Consider the following 17,466-nt stretch of genomic DNA (forward strand, 5'->3'; position numbering starts at 1 on the left):
CACGCAAAGGCGCAAAGACGCAAAGGTAAGAGGGTAAATTGTCAGAATCAGGATATCCAAGATTAAAGGATAAACAGGATGAAAATCAGAGATTTTATCACCAATTAGCAATTACTTTAAAGATATCTTAGATGTTGCCAGATCCCCGACTTCTTTAAGAAGTCGGGGATCTATTCTATGCTATTATCTACTTGACTAAATCTAAAGTTTTCTGTATTATGGACGAAGCACTCATCAAGCATCCGAAAATCTAAAAAAATATTTTTTATCGCTCCACTCCGTTACGCTAGGGAAGGGAAAAATCAAGAGCGCAAAGTGTAAGAGGGGAAAAGTATAAAGGGCTACTGAAGAATTCTCCCAACAACGCAGACAACACGAAAACCAAAAGAGTAGTAGTGGTTGTCGCGGTTGCCGTAGCTGCGATACGCGGAACGGCAGAGCTGAGGATTGTTGAACCAAGACCCGCCCCGCAGCGTTGCGTAAGAATTGCTACCATCTGACCATGCACTACCGTCAGTAGGAGCATTTATATAATTTTCGTGCCACTCATCTTCGCACCATTCCCATACATTACCACACATATCGTATAAACCGCAAGGGTTAGCAGGAAATTTTCCTACTTCTGTGGTTTTTCCTCGATATTCTCCTTTTGCACCACCACCATAGGTGTAGTTACCATTATAATTTGCCAATTCTGTGGAAATTGTTTCCCCAAAATAAAAGGGTGTAGTAGTTCCTCCACGACAAGCATATTCCCATTCGGCTTCACTAGGTAAGCGATAGGCTTTATTTGTCTTGCGGGAGAGTCTGGCGCAAAATTCTTGAGTATGATTCCACGATACACGCTCAACTGGCAGATTGTTGGTGAGCGAAGTCGAACCATCACCTTTAAACCTCGATGGATCAGATTCTAAATCAATCTTAACCTTGGGTAAAGCAGCTACAAGTCGCCATTGTTTTTGAGTGACTGGATATTTACCCATAAAGAACGAAGGAACGGTAACTTGATGTTGTGGACTTTCAGAAGAATTTCGGTCTTTCTCATTTTCTGGAGAACCCATAAGAAAAGTCCCTCCAGGAATATGTACCATTTCCAGTAATACACCATTTCCTAAGTCTTGGGTAAAATACTCGGCGCTTTTGGCAATACGTTTAATTTCCGGTGTTTTTACCAAACCAAGCATTGAGCTTTTTAAAGTTATCTGAGCAGTTTTAAACTGAAAAGTCTTTAACTGATAACTAGATTTATTTTTTTCTGCTTCTGCCTCTCGCTGACGTTGCAATCTTTCTGCTTCTTCCTGCAATCTTAGTTGCTCGGCTGCTTCTGCCTCTCGTTGGCGTTGCAATCTTTCTGCTTCCTGCTGCAATCGTAATTGTGATAATGCTTTTGCTTGTTGCTGAAGTTGCAATGCTTCCTTTTCTTGCTGCTTTTGTATTTGAAGTTGTTTCTGATATTCTGCTTCTTTAACAGATGTAGTTTCTAACTTAATTGATGCTACATCCTCATCTCTCAACCCTAAAACATCTTGCTGATAATCTTTAAGTATATTTAAAATATGTTCATCTAGCGGATATTTTTGCTCAACAGCTTTAGCAAAGGCTTGTTTGTAACTTTGCAAATTTGCTAACCGTCTACGAAAAGGTTCGAGAAATTCTGTTTCTATTTCTTCGGCTTTTGTATCTGTGATTCCCAGAATTTTCCGTTTTGGCTTTAAGACTAAAAAAGCCAATTCATTTAGTTCACCATTTGGAGCATATTGTTCAACCAATTTGCGATACTCTGCTTCTGGATTTTTGGGAGCATAAGCCAATAAAATATTGTATCCTTCCTTATCCAGAATAATATCTGGTGTCATGTTAGGCTTCACCGCTTGGACTTTGGCTTTAGCGTAAGTGTGTAGTTCCTGGACATGAATATTGCCATCGTTATCTGTATCTGCTGCACCTGTCTCGATTCCCTCAACTAAATATTGAGTATAGAGGGAAAGTGTTGCACCTTCTTGTGCAAAGGAAGTTTGAGTTGCACCAGAAGATGTAAGCACAACTCGTCCTTCTGCACCTAATTGCTTTTTGATATCTACTCCAATACTTTTTGTGTGCCAACCATTAGCAAAAGCACCACTATAACAAGCATCTAAAATTAAAACTTGTCGTTTAGAATAACAACTTTTTGATTGTGTTTGAATAAAATTTGCATCTACAGCAGTGGCTTCAAAGTCATTTTTAGCTGTATTGCGAGTTGCTAAATAGAGATGATTGTCATCATTAGTAATCCCATGTCCAGAAAAAAAGAATAATAATAAATCTTCTTTACCTGCATTCTTAAACAGCTTTTGAATTGCTATTCTCATAGCTACTGAATCAGGATTCAGCAGCCGTTCTACCTGTGCAAAATTTCCCAAGTTGGGATTTTGCAAAACTCGTTCCATAGCCTGGACATCATTGAGTGCAGATAATAGGGGTGGGATACCTGCACCATACTCACTGACTCCAATCAGTAGAGCCATTTTTTTAGCCATTGTCACCACCCATTGCGGCTAATAGGTCTTTTGCTATTTTTTCGCTTTCTAGCAGTTCTTGGCGGCTTTTGGCTTTGATACTGACTTCTTTATCACCGACTTTGACAGTCAGTTCGATGGGTTTGTCTCCCAAGCGATCGCCCAAAAAGGCTAAAAATGTTTTAATATTTTTCATACTGACTTGTGCTGTCAGCACTCCGATCAAAGTTGCAAAACCTGGCTTACTTCCTGCTTCTGGGTTAAGATCTTCAGCACGGTCTGCTTTTTCCACTTCGTCGGAATCTCGTAATTCCCGCAGCAACTTACTTGCTATTTTTAGCCGTCTGTCATCATCTAATTCTGGGTCATTAACAGCAAAAGTAAATTGAATTGTGTAATCATCTGTCATATTCACCACCACACTCCGATTATTTCCCTAGTAATATAGCATACGGTAAAACTCTCCACTGTCTTGTCAAAAAAAGCCGAGAATTTTTTTGTTCCCTATTTTCTTACTACTCACATTCCGCACTTCATTTTCTAGTACAGACATAAGTGTAATAAGTAACAGAAATAGCTTAAATATAAAGTTGCGTAAGAGGATGTTTGAAAAGTGGTATTCCGTAATTTTCATCACATTGCTACCCCCCTTTCCCCTATGCTTTGGGGGGAAACAATAAAAATCCAGTTCCCTCCCCTTTACAAGGGGAGGGTTAGGGTGGGGTAAAAAATATTTGATACATCAACCATAACTTTTCAAACACCCTCTAAATCCTGTTAATAAGGTATTGACAATAAATTCAGAAGAAAAAATGAGAAAATGAGTCTGAATGAAATCAAAATACCAAAAAATATAAATAACCAAAAAGAAGAATTTGAGTTTCTTCTTTGTGAATAATGACTTTTATTTTCATAGTTTGAATTTCAAGTTTTTCAGTAGGGGATGATTTTAAATCCTTATATCTTAATAATACGGTTGAGAGCCTGTTGTTCGTACTTTCGTAAAACCTATCTTGAAAAGCAATTGTTCTAGGTCAGGAAACTGAATATCTCTCATCATATTAATGTCAGTCATCTATCTTAGGGTTAATTTAAAATATCTAACTCAGGATTAATTAAATTACTTTTATTAAAGCATAATCTGTTTATAGCAGGTTAATTCCAACTATTTTATTTTGGAGATATAAGATTATGTTGCAAGCAAATTTGACGACTTCCCAGACAAAAAAAGATACTTCTTTAAACGCTTTTGATGAAAATTGTTTATCGGAATTAAGTTCGGAACAAGCTTCTAATATTGCTGGAGGATTTACACTTAAAAATAATACAGAAGCACCGAGGATTTTTTATAATTTTGGGGAGAAGTCACCCCTACAACAACAAACTTTAAAACCGGGAGAAAGCGGCACTTATCCAGGAGAGTTTCTTTTGTATAATTCTTCAGCAGGAAGTTCCGGAATTAGCCCCGCAGTATTCAAAGCAGATCCTTCCGGTACATTCAGTTTAAATCAATCAGGAACTAAGATAATTCCTACTGATCTTAACTCTTCTAATGGAAATGGGAATGGTGGAAATGGGGATTGCTAAAAAAGCAATGAAAAGCTAAGAGTCGGTAAATAGATTTTAAATAAAAAGCCTCTATAATTCCATAGAGGTTTTATTTATAGTTATGGAAATTGCCAATTATTTACACCACTTCACAAGCATGAACTAAAGGTAATAAAGGGCCAATTTGTTCCTGTCCATTGACAGCCAAATCACTGTGACACAAATACAATTTATCAGACACCCGCGCCAGCAAATCAGCGACAATTCTTTGTAATCTTTCTTCTTCGGCTAATTCTTCATCTGCTGCTGTCCAAGGTTGTCCTAACCTATCCTGTAAAAATAAGGTAGCACCAAACAATGTAGCTGCACCACCTTTTGCCCACAAAGGTGAACCAATATCTAACCAAAAATGCCAACGGTGATTTTTTCTACTTGCACGATACTGAAATATAGTTGCTAAAGTTACAGCTTTTCTACTGCTACTGATAGCACCTACAGGATAGGGATTTGCGGTAATTGTCCCCCGTCGCAGCAGTTGAATAAATATGGCTATCGCCACGCTATCGCTATCAATAATGGTAATACTGAGAGTTTCTGGTGTATGCAGCGAAAGAAATAGAGGATCAGTTTGTTTTAAGCGGGTGTCTATTTCCCAATAATGTTGGGCTGTTTCTAATAATTCTCTTAATGCTGCTAATTCTTGATATGAAGGGTTTTTATCATTACACACAAAGTCTTGAATAGCTTGGTATAAGAAAAAAATAGGTGTGAGGAGAAGGCGCTGGTGATATTGCTCCCGTTGTGCTTGAATCCATTGTAATATTTCTTCATAGGACTGAGTAGCAATATAGCCAATTCTATCCCAACGTTCAAAGGTTTTCACGGGTAACAAATTGGGTGTGTCGGGGTGGGGAACAAAACAAGCATCGGCGATTAACCCAGCCCGCACTGGATCTATTTTAGAATGATGGAATTCTTTTTCCTCTCCATTTTGAGTTTGATATTGACTCAAAACCACCAACATTTCCGCCACCGCATCCCTATCTACTAACCGTCCTAAACCGGGGTAAACTAGAGCCATGAGGGTAAGTAATGCTCTGACTACCGAGGAACTGATTAAAGGGCGTTGTTCGTTGAGAGATGCAACTTCGATATTTTGTTTAGTTAATATTTCTACCAAGGTATAACGAGCGATCGCATCTAAACCCGGTGCAATAATTGCTACCTCATCTGCCGCTACTTCCCCGGATTTAACCCCATCAATAATCATCTCGGCTGTTTGGCGTAATAGCTGGGCGCGGGAAGTGGTTTGAATCGGCTGGACATAACTGGGTAAACTCAACATCGTCATCGGCTGTGTTACCAATTCTACCATTTGACTGGTGAGAGAATAACCCAAACTATCCAAAGGTGGGTTAGTTAAATTTTCTACTTGACAACGGGCAGATAATCTGGATAGATATTCAGGATCTCCACCTAAACCCCAGCGTACCTTCCCATGAAAATTGTAGCTAAACGCGCCCACAGCCCCAGCATCTAATAAAAATTCAAATAAGTTAGCAGCGATCGCCGGATAATCATCTACATCATCTGCTATGATGCCCTGATAGCGTTGTTTTAGATGTTCCTGATAGCTACTATTAGTTAATAATTTTTGGTGATACAGTTCAGTAATTAGCGCATAAGTCAATAACCCCCGTTCTAAACACCAATTCCGCCAATTTAGTAGTAAAGAACCCAAAAACTGTGGTTCTAAATTGATAGAACTATCTTCTAAACCACTGTGCAATATTTTAGGAATGTCTTCACAGGGTACACCGCTATAAGCTGCTAATTGCCATAAATCCAGGATACGTCTGACTAAACGATTTTCATTCATCCCTACACGCCGCAAAACCTCTGAATCTAACTGACAACTCCAGAGTTTTGTCGCCAATTCTTGTTCCGTTTCTGGGCGTAATCTGACGGGAAATTGAGCTTTAATTGACAACGAATCAATTAGTAACGGCCAAAATAAAATCACCTCATCTTGGAAAAAACCCAAAGCTGTTTTAACGCGAATAGGATATTTTCCTAATGTTAAAGTGGTAACTCTATCAGCTAATTCCCTGCGGTTATCATCATTAGCAGCTAACAATAAAATACCTAGTTCTTTTTGGTGTAAATTCACCTTTGAATCTATAGGTTGAGGTTGGGAATTGTGAATATTTTTATTATAAAATAAATCAGGTACTTGACTATCAATTTGCAACCAAGCACTAAACTGGTTTACCAAGCGAGTAGTTTTACCACTACGACTAGTACCAAAAATCCAAAGGGAATCAGAAAGCATGGTTTTTGCGTTAACTTAAGTTTAAGAATTTAGTGAATAATGCCAAATAATTGTCTCGATGAAAAATACCGTGTTTAGCCAAAAAATATACCCCTTTTTACTAGCTGCTTACAGATGGTATCTACTGACACCAGAACGTTCTTTAGATACAGCTTATCAAGCGGCTATACAAATTAAGGAAATTGAAGATAAACACTTCAATGGTAACAAAATAGACTCCGAATTTACCATGCACAGCACCAGCGTCATGGATTATTTTCAAGGAGATTTGCAAAAGTTATTAAAAACTGTCCAAATGCGGCTGACGGAATTCAAAGCCAGTCGGTGGTTTGCGAATGAATCTAAACAAAAAGCTGCTATCAAAGTGGGGATAGAATATTCTAGCCCAGCATCAATTTTACAGAAACTAGAATTCATTGATCAAATTACATCTAAATACACTAATAATGATATAGACGCAAATTATAAAAATGTCAATTCTCAACCTGTTGAATCTTCCACAGATTTAGTTAATTCTCCACAATTTATCCCTAAAACATCAAATAAATCCCCCAAAAATATAACGAAAGGAAAAACTAATACTACAGGTATTTTACCCCGCTCAATTTTAAGCACAATTACGCGGCTACAAGTAGAATTAGATCCAGAATCTGAACAAAATGTAGTTAAAAATTTTCGTAAAGCCCAACAAAGAAGTATTATCTCAATTCGGTTTATACTGCTACTTATTATCGTTCCTCTTCTGACTCATCAATTATCCAAAGCTTTAATTGTTGGTCCATTGGTAGAACATTTCCGAAATGAGAAAACAGTAGAAGTTTTCTTAAATGGAGAAATGGAAGAAGAAGGATTATTAGCATTACAAAGGTTTGAAGAAAGAATCAAATTTGAAGCCTTAATTAGTAATGCACCTGCGCTTGGGGCTGAAGAATTAGAAACAAAAATGAAGGAGAAAGCAGAGGAAGTAAAAAAGGAATTTCGCAAAGAAAGTGATAATGCCATTAAAAATGTATTTGCTGATATTTTCGCGGTAATTACTTTCACTATCTTATTACTTGTTAGCAGATCTGATATCGCTGTATTAAAAGATTTCTTTGATAATGTAGTCTATGGTTTAAGCGATAGTGCTAAAGCATTTATTATCATTTTATTCACCGATGTTTTTGTCGGCTTTCACTCTCCTCACGGTTGGGAAGTTCTCTTAGAAGGAATATCACGGCATTGGGGATTACCAGCCAATCGAGATTTTATTTTCTTATTTATTGCCACATTTCCCGTGATTTTAGATACGATATTTAAATATTGGATTTTCCGCTACTTGAATCGGATTTCACCTTCTGCCGTTGCTACCTACCATAACATGAATGAATAACCAGCATTTTGCTAACATTACTATTAGGTATCCGCTCAATATATCGGGGAAAGAGTTCTGTTGATAACCACTTTCTGTAGAAAAAAGCGTCCAAAATTCCGACCTGAGTTCGTCAGCTTGCTCCTGACAAGGAGAATCTCGATAAGCTAATAATTTCCGGTAATATTTCCAGAAATTATCCAGGAAATCTTTTAAAATCGTTTGGTGACAAGCAATAAACGGACTTAACTTTTTATAATGTCGTCCCTCATGCACCCAACATAAAGCAATATTATCAGTCAGTAACTTGAATTGGGGGGCATCATCACAGACGAGCGTTTGCACCACTGGCCAATTAGTTTGTTGATGATAGAAGGCAATAGCTGCGGCTTCCATGATTCGAGTTCGTTGTTGAGAACCCAGTTTGGGTAGATAGGTATCCAGTAGAGCAAGAAACTGTTCGGAGTTCAACACGGTTTCTTGCGGTAATAGTTGGAGAGCGTCTTTATATTTATTCGGTAGCGGGAAATTTATCAATAACTCATAAGTAAATTGATTGAGAATAAATTCCAGTTCTTTAGCATTCTGCAAGCCTTTGAGTACAGTCAATCGGTCTTTCTTGGGAGTTGTCAAGTAGACTGTATATAAAGGGTTACAGATGACATTAGTGGTATGGTTGACCCCACCAACGCGGGCAGCAGTCTGGTCAAAGTGTTGCCAAGGACTACTCTCTAGTCCTGCTGAATATACTTCTGTTTTTTCTGTTTCAAAATCAGCATGGTTTTTAATCAGTAGATTAGATAAATACCCCGCTGACATGGAAATACCAATATCCTCTAAAAATTCTAACAACTTGCCTTGGGTCATGTTGCCCCCGTAATACAAGCTGATAACTAAGGTTTTTATTCCTGGACCGAATTCTCCTTCGTAACCGCTTGGCAGTTCTGCCAAATAGGTTTTCTTTTCTAAGGGTGAGTAGTATTTCTCTTTCCGAAATAGTACGTTATCGGTTGTCAGGATGATGTCTTGGACTATTACTTCTTCATATCCTTTAAACTCTGCATCTGCTGGTAGTTTGTCTTGGGGGTATTCTAATATTTCTTCTCTGTTTATTTTAATTGCTTGATTTTTACTGCCCTTGGAGTGCTTTTTTGGGGTTTTTCTTTCTTGTTCTGATGAGTGCTTATTCTCAAACCCTTTCTTATTCTTGGCTTTTATGTCTGGCTGACCTTGTTCTCCCTTCAAGCGGTTGAAATCATCTTTTAACCGTTGATTTTCTGACTCTAAGCCTTTGACTTTTAATTCTAATTGCTCTATTAGATTCAGTAATACCTCTACTGTATGACGCATTGATTCGTCTGCAATCCCTTTTGGCTCGATGGTTTGCAGTAAATCTGATATTGATTTGTCACTCTCAATATTTTTTTGCTTCATGTCTCCTATTCTATGACACTGTGTGTACCTCGTTTCATCTATTTTCCTCTCTTACCCCTACTTATTGAGCCGATACAAATATTGTTTGTAAAGTAATTAAGATCATGACGTAATTCTTCATGGTCATTTAAGTCTTCATATCCCATGATTAAGCCATATATCCGTTGTGTTAATAAGCTTTCTATGGGATGTAACGTCTTATTTGGCTTTCTGTAGTCTTGGAAACCCAAAGCTAAACGTGATGTTATTTGCAATTTTCGGTCTATTTCCGCAATTAAACTTAGACCTGCATCCGATGTTACTTTACCACCCTGGAAATTCACTACTACTGGAGGGAGTTTTTCTTGTTTAAAAGTGAACTGTTTTGGTGTACTATCTGTTCTTATTGGGGTCATATTTTATAATTGCTGAAATGCTTTTTACATATACATTTTCGCAGTTTTTGACCCCTTTTTTTCTTTTCTTTGTGAGAAATCCGGGCATGAGAGCGATCGCTCTGATTATCTCATTTATCTGCCGCTATAGATATTTTTGCACAACAAATAAACAGATCCCGGACTTCTTAAAGAAGTCCGGGATCTCAAATCCTACATGGAATTTACATTGTCAGCAAAGCGAATTTTCAGATAATCATCTTCCATTTTTGCTCCTGCTGGTTGCAGTGCTGCCAAAGCTTGAGGTAATACCAAATTACGGCGATGATTGCCAATAGTAATGTTTAATTCATCTCCCGTTTTTTTCAGTTGAATTTGGCTTTTAGGAATATTGGGGAGATAAAGTTCCAAACTGTATTGGTTATTATCTTTTACCACTCTGATTGTGGTTTCTTTATAATAAATCTGAGTTGGATCTTCATCTTTGTACAGAGTTTCTTTCAACCTTTCCAAAGCTGCTAAACCACACAGTTCTTCAGAGTAGAGAGGGACTTCTTTGACTGGGAGAGGGAGAAAATTGTCGTGAATTTCTTGACGGTATTGTTCTTGATTTTCCTTCCACCGTTGGAAAAATGGATCTGTAACTTCTTGAGGAATAATCCGGTTAGCAATAACTAAATCTGTGGCTACATTATACAAACTTAGATAAGCGTGAGCGCGAAGAGATTCCTTAATTACCATTTTTTCGGGATTGGTAACTAGACGGACTGAGGTTTGAGTATTATCAGTTAAAACTTTTTCCAAAGCTTCAATTTGCTCGTAAAACTCATAAGGTGCGTCCATTACCTCTTTATTTGGTAAAGAAAAACCAGCAATGGGTTTAAAAATAGGTTCTACAAATGGTCTTAGGGCTACGGAAATATTTTGGAACGGTTTATAAAAACGACGCATATACCAACCGCCAACTTCAGGCAAACTTAACAGCCGTAATGCTGTACCAGTCGGGGCAGAATCAATAATTAAAACGTCAAATTCCCCTTCATCATAATGACGTTTCATTCTCACCAAGCCGAAAATTTCATCCATGCCTGGTAAAATTGCTAACTCTTCCGCTTGTATCCCGTCTAAACCACTGGCTTGTAAAACTTGGGTAATATAGCGTTTGACAGCCCCCCAATTACCTTCTAATTCTCGCAGTGCATCCAATTCTGCACCCCATAAATTAGGACGAACAAGGCGGGCATCATGGACTAATTCAACGTCAAAGCTATCAGCAAGGGAGTGGGCTGGGTCCGTACTTAAAACCAATGTCCGATAGCCGAGTTCTGCACAACGGAGTCCAGTGGCTGCGGCAACGGAGGTTTTACCCACGCCACCTTTCCCTGTCATTAAAATTACTCGCATCAATGATTCCTTACTGCCTGAATTTTGTTTACATTTATTTACATTATGATTGATTTTTCACAGAAATGAAATGCTGCTTAATGACATCCAAACGGGAACAGTGCCAATAATCAATATGGGAAACGATTAAACCGTCAGCATTTAGACGTAATTCACTCCAACCAGAAACAGAAATGTGAGGTTTCCAAGGTAAAGGAGAATTCCAACTCATAGTCCATTCAGTTTTAATATTTTCTTGCTGAGATTGGATAGTATGTAAATCTAGTTTGAGATTGGAGAAAAAAGTTTGAATGAATTTAATCATCCATTTGTAAAGTTCAATTCCCCGAAACTTGAAAACAGCATCTTGAAAATAAACATCATCGGCATAAATGCTGTAAGTTTGATTTACCGGAAATCTAGCATAATCGGCTTTAAGAGTTTCAACAATATCCATAAATTGATGTTTTGCTGGTGGTAATAAATTTATTGCGGAAGTTAAGCAGTTTTAGGAATTGATCCGGAAGTTTATTACTACTTTACAAAATTACCTATGATAGATTGTAGCTTTACTCTTGCACAATCTCTTTCTTCTACAGGTAAACAGGATAAAGCAAATTCAAAATCATCTAGTTTCTCCGTTAAGGCATTGACCAATTCTTTTTGACCTTCTGCAATACTAAGTTCAGATTTTTCTAGATCAATTTCTATAGACCCTAAAATTAAACTATTCTGGTTATATTCTTCTATGTCAAAGTCATTTTCTCCTTCAGGGCTAATCATTTTTGATTTAGTGATGTCGAGAATATCTTCATTCGTAAACTCTAAATCAGCTTGGGCTTCTCTTAATAACTGGACGGCTGCTTTAATTTTTTTGTATGCTACTTGTTCCATGATTTTTTTCTTCTCCAAAAGCAAAGATAATTCTTTTTGAGAATCTAACAATGCTTGTTGTTGCTCTTCAATTTTAGCTACTTGGTTTTTGATTTGAGTTTGGATTTCTGCAAGTGTCATTCCCCGGATTCCTTAGAGTTTGCTTTAATAATTTTTACGATGTTGTTATTTGTAATTGGTAAATATCTCCCCTATTTCCCGATTACCTTCTTTACATTTCCACCCAAAGACGTTCTAATTGTCGTTGCCAAGCCGCTAAAACTTGTAATCTTGTCTCGGGATTTTGGTCAATATCTCCTAATAATCCTTCCGCATAAAAACGGTCTAGATTTTGCATAGTGGCTTCTAGAGATTGTCCCTGTTGTTTAGCTGCTTTAATAATTTCGCGCATACGAGCTTCCACCAAATTATTAAAAACATCATTAACACCGGCTTGATATAATGAAATCAGGCGAGCGATGGCATTAGCAAAATCTGCATTACTTAAAGTGCCACTATTATGCTGAAATACCCCCCATACTACCCCGTCATATACAGCATACCGTGCTTCTTGGGTATCATCAAAATTAGCTTCTAGAAACTGGGTGAGAAATGCTGCGGCCTCTTGTAAAGGCATAATTGGCAGCAATACTCGCAACCAAGAATTATCATCTGAAAGCAGCACCAATAACCGAAAATCAGGAGTTTCTACCTGCCAAGAACCAGGGGCAATAGATTTTACAACTTCAGCACTAAATAACTCTGTTAACGTACCTGCTATTTCTTCCGGTGTCATAAAACTTCGCGGGATGTGGGAAACTCAGTCACAAAGCGTGCTGAGAGGGAAACGGCACGAGCGGTTTTAACCGCAGTCAGTCTTTGCTTAACCATTACCGCCTTGGAGTTGTTCGATTCGGTGTGCTTTTGTATTGCACTTTCAATGGGACAATTACCATTTCAAATTTCACAACCCTGTACGCATAATGTTTTGCTCAATAGAGCCTCCCATTTCTGGGGTGATGTTAGCTTCGACCTGTTATAAGAGCTTGTTAGGCTGAAAGCACTGTTCCAGTGACTTTAGAACTGTTTAACTTACAGCGACAGAGCGGGGAACTAGCTATGCCTGACGGCACGCTGGCGCGAACGCATTCCGAGGTGTCGTGACTCAAATAACGGCTACCCTTCGACTACCCTTCGACATCGCTCAGGGCAAGTCGCTCAGGGTGGTCTGGTCAGTACAGCTTGTTTGATTTCTCTTACAAGCTCAATCCCTTTAGGGTTGAGTTACTGACAATAATATTTGAACTTTACCGTCTAGAGTAACGCTTATTGGATAATTAAAACTTCAAATTTCCAAAAATTTCTTCCTTTGCGCCTTTGCTCCTTAGCGTCTGGGCGCGAAACCCTCTTTAACTTACCTTTGGGGGTTAAAGTCCCCTGCTTCTACAAGCAGCGGGTTTTGCGTCGGGGTAAAATCCCCGTTGCAAAACGTAATTCTAAATTCTAAATTCTAAATTCTGCATTCATTTAACTTTTCATCCCCTTAAACCGTTCTTTTGCCCCTGTAAAAGCCTCTTGCATGACTGCTTGAATTTTTTGAGGATCGGGTTTTTTCCCACCCATTAAATCGCCAAAATACACACAAGCAGCTTCACCTAAAGCCCATGTATAAGCCCCTGCCCACGATGCCGCAATAACGCTGCCAAAACCAGGGATAAATTTAATTAATTCCCGTGCTACCGCTTGGGCGACAAAACCACCGGCAATGGTACTGACAATACCCCCAGCTTGAGATGGTGTGATAGTCTGTCCATATAATTTACCCAACAATCCCACCATGGACACCTGCAAGGCAGTTAAAACGGGCATAGTCGCAAAAGGTAAAGGCACAGCGGACAAAGTTGCCGCCATGATAGAAAATGGCAAAATATAACGTCTGCCAGCGTTTCGATAAATATTACCTAATTTTTCGCCAGCTTGTTGATCTAATAATTGATAAATTGCCTTTGATTCTGCTTCTGGGAGGAGTTGGGATAAATTATCTCGCAGTCCTTCTAAACCGTAAAATACAGGATTATAACCATCTTCTTCTAAAGTGAAATCAATTAAAACCGCACTATTATATAAACCTGAAAAATTTTCTTTAATGGCGATAAATGCCCGCTGCAATTCTAGAAAATCTGGGGGATAATCAGGATGATTGGCAACTTCTGACGGATAAACTTCATGTAAGCAGGTTACTACTAATAAACAGGGAATATCTGGATATTGCTGTCGTAATTTTTCAGCAATTTGCCGCAAAGTATCAGTTGCAAAATCATGAATTTTGACAGTGATAATCAAAACTCTAGCTTTATTTGTTTCCTGTTGTAAATCGCCGATTAATTCCTGAATAATAGCTTCAGTATCTTGACTGACATCTCCTAAACCTACCGTATCTGTAAAAATCAGCAATGGTAAATCATTAGCAGGATATGCGTAACGTTGGGTATTTTGGGTATGAGGACGAAAACCCTGTCCGATAATTTCCGCAGATACCCCAGTTAAACCCCTGACAATCGAACTTTTACCCGCTTGGGGTTTTCCTAATAGCAAAGCTTCCGTAGTTGGTAATTCAGCCCGAATAGTTTCGAGAATTTCCGCAACTTGAGTATCACTCACACTAAACCATTGTCCTACAGTTTGTGTAACTTGTTCTATTGGTAAAAGTTGGGTTAATTTATCGGTAGCTTGATTAAACACCCCAGTTATCTTTTTTTTCCAGGAGTTATTATTATCTTGTTCAGTCATAAATTTCACTCCCTACAATTTGATAGAGAATATTTTTAGGAACTATATATATCATACTATTTTACCGACAAAGAACTGATATCGAACCACAGAGGCACAGAGAACACAGAGGTAGAGAAGGAAGAAATTTTAATATCTTATTTTAGGATTGCTAAATATCTCTTCCCATTTCTAATATCTCTCTTCCGACTGATTCTATGACAGGATTGATTGATAGACGATTACCTTTTTTCACTACTAATAATTCATCATCACTAAACTTTAATTTGAGTGTTGATAGTGAAAGTGGATTACTAAAAACTTCCACAAATTCCACTTTCACAGTTTGCCAACGGGGAGATTCAAGAGTTGATTTGCTATCATAATATTTACTATTTATATCAAATTGTGTCGGGTCAGCAATACCTGTTTTCACAACTCGCATTAAGCCAAAAATCCCCGGAGGTTCAGCATTAGAATGATAGAAAAATGCTAAATCTCCTATGTGCATTTGTCTGAGAAAATTCCGGGCTTGATAATTACGCACACCGTCCCAAATTGTTTCTCGTTGTTGTTCTAAGTCAGTAATACTATAAACTGCTGGTTCTGACTTCATTAACCAATAATTAATTGCATTCATCTAATAATTAATTCAATATGATCTTTTCTCTGTGTTCTCTGTGCCTCTGTGGTTCGATAAAATACTACCACAGAGGCAAAAAGATCACCGACTAACTAGCTGCTAAATGACCCCAAGCAATGTAAGGTAATTTTGCTGCTGTTGCTTTTACCTGTTGGGCATTTGCTACCAACTGTCCGCAAGCGTCCCAAGTTCCCGCAATAAAAGCGCTTCTTGTGCCTTCACTCATGACAACTGAGGCAGTAAAATTACCAATTTTTACTTGCAATTTTTCCAAATCTATGGTAAGGACTTCTTGAGGATTAGCGATAACTAATTCTTGCAACTGTTTAACTACTTCAAATTCAGCAGTTACGCATGGTATCCCCATTGCCACGCAGTTACCAAAAAAGATTTCCGCGAAGCTTTCACCAATCAGGGCTTTAATTCCCCATTTAGCCAGGGCTTGGGGCGCGTGTTCCCGTGATGAACCACAGCCAAAGTTGCGGTTAGCGATGAGGATTTTCGCGCCTTGGTAATGGATTTGGTCAAATGGGTGTTCACCATTTAAGGCTTTTCTATCGTCCACAAATACGCCTGCTCCTAAGTCGTCAAAGGTGATGGCTTTTAAGTAGCGGGCGGGGATAATTCGGTCGGTGTCTATGTCGTTACCAATGAGGGGAACGGCGTTACCGGATATTTGTTTTACTTCACTTACCATAGTTTTGAGTTAATAAAAGGCTCACGCAAAGGCGCAATCACGCTTCGTGATCTCGAAGAGTAGGCGCAAAGGAAGAGGAGGGTTACAATAGTTCGCGCACGTCGGCGATTTCGCCTTTTATGGCTGCTGTGGCTACCATTGCGGGACTCATGAGTAAGGTGCGACCGGAGGATGATCCTTGTCTGCCTTTAAAGTTGCGGTTGGAGGAGGAGGCGCTGATTTGTCTGCCTTGGAGTTTGTCGGGGTTCATGGCTAAACACATGGAACAACCTGGTTCTCTCCATTCAAAGCCAGCTTGAACAAAGATTTTATCTAGTCCTTCGGCTTCGGCTTCTTTTTTGACTCGTTCTGAACCGGGAACTACAAAGGCTTTTACACCTTTGGCAACTTGGCGACCTTGGGCGATTTTGGCGGCTTCTCTGAGGTCGCTTATGCGTCCGTTGGTGCAGCTGCCAATGAAGCAGATATCAATTTTTGTTCCTTGAATGGGTTGACCTGGATATAAATCCATGTAGCGATATGCTTCTTCGGCGATAAAGCGGTCTTCTTCTGGGAGTTCTGCGGCTGTGGGGACTTTTTCATCTACACCAATTCCTTGACCTGGTGTAATTCCCCATGTGACTGTGGGGGGAATGTCTTCGGCATTAAATACTACGACATCATCATATTCGGCATCAGCATGACTACTGAGAGATTCCCACCAAGAAACAGCTTTTTCCCAGTCTGCACCTTTGGGGGCAAAGTCTCTATTTTTTAGATAATCGTAAGTAATTTTGTCGGGGTTGACGTATCCGCATCTTGCCCCACCTTCTATGGCCATGTTACAAACGGTCATCCGTTCTTCCATGTTCATCTGCTCAAAAGTAGTGCCGACAAATTCGTAAGCGTAGCCTACACCACCTTTTACGCCCAGGATTCGGATAATATGCAATATTACGTCTTTGGCGTAAACTCCGGGTTTTAATCTGCCGTTAACGGCGATTTTGCGGACTTTTAATTTTGATAATGATAGGGTTTGGGAGGCGAGAACGTCTCTAACTTGGCTTGTACCGATACCAAAGGCGATCGCTCCAAATGCACCATGACTTGATGTGTGGCTATCTCCACAAGCGATGGTCATTCCCGGTTGCGTCAGTCCCAATTCCGGGGCAATGACGTGAACTATACCTTGATTCCCTGAACCAATATTGTAAAAAGTTATATCATTTTCTTGACAATTCTTTTCTAATGCCTGAATCATTTCTTCGGCCATGCTATCCACAAAGGGACGGGCTTGGTTTTCTGTGGGAACAATATGATCAACTGTGGCTATAGTCTGTTCTGGAAATAATACTTTTAAATCCCTTTCTTTGAGCATCGCAAAGGCTTGGGGACTTGTAACTTCATGAATAAGATGTAGTCCAATAAATAGTTGCGTTAATCCTGATGGCATTGTACCAACGGTGTGTAAGTCCCAAACTTTGTCAAATAGTGTACCCTTGCTCATACGTCAATCTATGTTAAAAGAGTCGGATTTTTGATTGTATCAGAAAAATGTCACATTAGAGAATCTAGTTGATCATGA

15 protein-coding genes are annotated in these 17,466 nt (G+C 38.9%); 2 read left to right on the top strand and 13 right to left on the bottom strand.

Annotated elements, in window-relative coordinates; translation table 11 throughout:
- Positions 1–341 precede the first annotated feature (341 nt).
- On the bottom strand, positions 342–2,519 hold the full coding sequence (locus ANA_RS10290; RefSeq protein WP_015080004.1) for a caspase, EACC1-associated type: 2,178 nt from the start codon (positions 2,517–2,519) through the stop codon (positions 342–344).
- Positions 2,512–2,907 carry a hypothetical protein gene (locus ANA_RS10295; RefSeq protein WP_015080005.1) on the bottom strand — a complete coding sequence of 132 codons (396 nt, stop codon included), beginning with the start codon at positions 2,905–2,907 and terminating at the stop codon, positions 2,512–2,514. The genes ANA_RS10290 and ANA_RS10295 overlap by 8 nt, the downstream gene beginning before the upstream one ends.
- Positions 2,908–3,689: 782 nt before the next feature.
- Here ANA_RS10295 and ANA_RS23530 point away from each other — a divergent pair.
- Positions 3,690–4,085: a hypothetical protein gene (locus ANA_RS23530; RefSeq protein WP_051155172.1), complete on the top strand. Its 396-nt coding sequence runs from the start codon at positions 3,690–3,692 to the stop codon at positions 4,083–4,085.
- A 100-nt stretch (positions 4,086–4,185) separates the two neighbouring features.
- Here the strand turns inward: ANA_RS23530 and ANA_RS10305 are convergent, their stop codons facing one another.
- A complete protein-coding gene (locus ANA_RS10305) occupies positions 4,186–6,378 on the bottom strand; it encodes a hypothetical protein (RefSeq protein ID WP_015080006.1) in 2,193 nt (730 codons plus the stop codon).
- Positions 6,379–6,436: 58 nt separating this feature from the next.
- Here ANA_RS10305 and ANA_RS10310 point away from each other — a divergent pair, with 58 nt between their 5' ends.
- Positions 6,437–7,750 (top strand): proton extrusion protein PcxA, encoded by a 1,314-nt coding sequence (locus ANA_RS10310; protein ID WP_015080007.1) that lies wholly within the window; start codon positions 6,437–6,439, stop codon positions 7,748–7,750.
- Here the strand turns inward: ANA_RS10310 and ANA_RS27600 are convergent.
- The 10 genes from ANA_RS27600 to leuC all read right to left on the bottom strand — a co-directional run bounded on the left by ANA_RS27600 (position 7,709) and on the right by leuC (position 17,388).
- Entirely contained in the window at positions 7,709–9,163 is a 1,455-nt protein-coding gene (locus tag ANA_RS27600) for a hypothetical protein (RefSeq protein ID WP_015080008.1), read from the bottom strand. The genes ANA_RS10310 and ANA_RS27600 overlap by 42 nt on opposite strands.
- Before the next feature lie 38 nt (positions 9,164–9,201).
- Positions 9,202–9,558 carry a transposase gene (locus tag ANA_RS10320; RefSeq protein ID WP_051155173.1) on the bottom strand — a complete coding sequence of 119 codons (357 nt, stop codon included), beginning with the start codon at positions 9,556–9,558 and terminating at the stop codon, positions 9,202–9,204.
- A gap of 192 nt (positions 9,559–9,750) precedes the next feature.
- A complete protein-coding gene (locus ANA_RS10325; RefSeq protein ID WP_015080009.1) occupies positions 9,751–10,941 on the bottom strand; it encodes a TRC40/GET3/ArsA family transport-energizing ATPase in 1,191 nt (396 codons plus the stop codon).
- A gap of 43 nt (positions 10,942–10,984) precedes the next feature.
- Complete coding sequence (locus ANA_RS10330) at positions 10,985–11,377, bottom strand: DUF2358 domain-containing protein (protein ID WP_015080010.1); 393 nt, start codon at positions 11,375–11,377, stop codon at positions 10,985–10,987.
- 77 nt (positions 11,378–11,454) lie between these two features.
- Positions 11,455–11,934 (bottom strand): hypothetical protein, encoded by a 480-nt coding sequence (locus tag ANA_RS10335; RefSeq protein WP_015080011.1) that lies wholly within the window; start codon positions 11,932–11,934, stop codon positions 11,455–11,457.
- A 91-nt stretch (positions 11,935–12,025) separates the two neighbouring features.
- Positions 12,026–12,589 (bottom strand): hypothetical protein, encoded by a 564-nt coding sequence (locus tag ANA_RS10340; protein ID WP_015080012.1) that lies wholly within the window; start codon positions 12,587–12,589, stop codon positions 12,026–12,028.
- A 731-nt stretch (positions 12,590–13,320) separates the two neighbouring features.
- On the bottom strand, positions 13,321–14,583 hold the full coding sequence (locus ANA_RS10345) for a YcjF family protein (RefSeq protein ID WP_015080013.1): 1,263 nt from the start codon (positions 14,581–14,583) through the stop codon (positions 13,321–13,323).
- Positions 14,584–14,734: 151 nt separating this feature from the next.
- Positions 14,735–15,202 (bottom strand): EVE domain-containing protein, encoded by a 468-nt coding sequence (locus ANA_RS10350; RefSeq protein WP_015080014.1) that lies wholly within the window; start codon positions 15,200–15,202, stop codon positions 14,735–14,737.
- A 91-nt stretch (positions 15,203–15,293) separates the two neighbouring features.
- Positions 15,294–15,902, bottom strand: a complete 609-nt coding sequence (gene leuD, locus ANA_RS10355; RefSeq protein ID WP_015080015.1) for a 3-isopropylmalate dehydratase small subunit — start codon at positions 15,900–15,902, stop codon at positions 15,294–15,296.
- Between the two features lie 82 nt (positions 15,903–15,984).
- Positions 15,985–17,388, bottom strand: a complete 1,404-nt coding sequence (gene leuC, locus ANA_RS10360) for a 3-isopropylmalate dehydratase large subunit (RefSeq protein ID WP_015080016.1) — start codon at positions 17,386–17,388, stop codon at positions 15,985–15,987.
- Between the last annotated feature and the right edge of the window lie 78 nt (positions 17,389–17,466).

Source organism: Anabaena sp. 90 (assembly GCF_000312705.1).
GTDB classification, from domain to species: Bacteria; Cyanobacteriota; Cyanobacteriia; order Cyanobacteriales; family Nostocaceae; genus Dolichospermum; species Dolichospermum lemmermannii.

Coding starts and splice junctions, on each gene's coding strand:
- ANA_RS10290 (WP_015080004.1), bottom strand. CDS start 2,519: ATGGCTAAAAAAATGGCTCTACTGATTGGAGTCAGTGAGTATGGTGCA.
- ANA_RS10295 (WP_015080005.1), bottom strand. CDS start 2,907: ATGACAGATGATTACACAATTCAATTTACTTTTGCTGTTAATGACCCA.
- ANA_RS23530 (WP_051155172.1), top strand. CDS start 3,690: ATGTTGCAAGCAAATTTGACGACTTCCCAGACAAAAAAAGATACTTCT.
- ANA_RS10305 (WP_015080006.1), bottom strand. CDS start 6,378: ATGCTTTCTGATTCCCTTTGGATTTTTGGTACTAGTCGTAGTGGTAAA.
- ANA_RS10310 (WP_015080007.1), top strand. CDS start 6,437: ATGAAAAATACCGTGTTTAGCCAAAAAATATACCCCTTTTTACTAGCT.
- ANA_RS27600 (WP_015080008.1), bottom strand. CDS start 9,163: ATGAAGCAAAAAAATATTGAGAGTGACAAATCAATATCAGATTTACTG.
- ANA_RS10320 (WP_051155173.1), bottom strand. CDS start 9,558: ATGACCCCAATAAGAACAGATAGTACACCAAAACAGTTCACTTTTAAA.
- ANA_RS10325 (WP_015080009.1), bottom strand. CDS start 10,941: ATGCGAGTAATTTTAATGACAGGGAAAGGTGGCGTGGGTAAAACCTCC.
- ANA_RS10330 (WP_015080010.1), bottom strand. CDS start 11,377: ATGGATATTGTTGAAACTCTTAAAGCCGATTATGCTAGATTTCCGGTA.
- ANA_RS10335 (WP_015080011.1), bottom strand. CDS start 11,934: ATGACACTTGCAGAAATCCAAACTCAAATCAAAAACCAAGTAGCTAAA.
- ANA_RS10340 (WP_015080012.1), bottom strand. CDS start 12,589: ATGACACCGGAAGAAATAGCAGGTACGTTAACAGAGTTATTTAGTGCT.
- ANA_RS10345 (WP_015080013.1), bottom strand. CDS start 14,583: ATGACTGAACAAGATAATAATAACTCCTGGAAAAAAAAGATAACTGGG.
- ANA_RS10350 (WP_015080014.1), bottom strand. CDS start 15,202: ATGAATGCAATTAATTATTGGTTAATGAAGTCAGAACCAGCAGTTTAT.
- leuD (WP_015080015.1), bottom strand. CDS start 15,902: ATGGTAAGTGAAGTAAAACAAATATCCGGTAACGCCGTTCCCCTCATT.
- leuC (WP_015080016.1), bottom strand. CDS start 17,388: ATGAGCAAGGGTACACTATTTGACAAAGTTTGGGACTTACACACCGTT.